The organism is Pseudomonas sp. PS02290 (assembly GCF_029960075.1).
In the GTDB taxonomy this organism is placed as follows: domain Bacteria; phylum Pseudomonadota; class Gammaproteobacteria; order Pseudomonadales; family Pseudomonadaceae; genus Aquipseudomonas.
The window spans coordinates 1-321 of record NZ_JASCOY010000238.1 but is presented as its reverse complement, the minus strand read 5'-3'; the positions used below and the strand labels follow the sequence as shown (position 1 = coordinate 321).

Below are 321 nucleotides of genomic sequence, written 5' to 3'. Positions count from 1 at the left end.
GCATCATGGGGCGATTGAGTGGCTTGGCGTCAGCGTACTTCAAGTACGACTCAGTGTTGGTCGTGGTCTGCCCCACTGGGTACACAGCAATCACACTCTTGGGCGAGGTCAAGCCCTGATCGCGTGCAGCCACAGCAGTGGCGAGCGCCAGATTGCCGCCGGCGCTTTCGCCGGCCAACGCTAGGCGTTTAGGATCTCCGCCAATGCTAGCAGCGTTGGTAGTGAGCCAGCGGTAGGCAGCAACAGCGTCTAGATGGGCTGCCGGGAATTTATATTCAGGCGCGCGACGGTAGTCCACTGACACCACGATAGCATTGGCCT

At 59.8% G+C, this 321-nt stretch carries 1 protein-coding gene; it reads right to left on the bottom strand.

Features of this window, described 5'->3' with window-relative positions:
• Positions 1–321: alpha/beta hydrolase fold domain-containing protein (locus QMX88_RS29370; RefSeq protein WP_282373747.1), on the bottom strand; the 321-nt coding region annotated here is incomplete at both ends.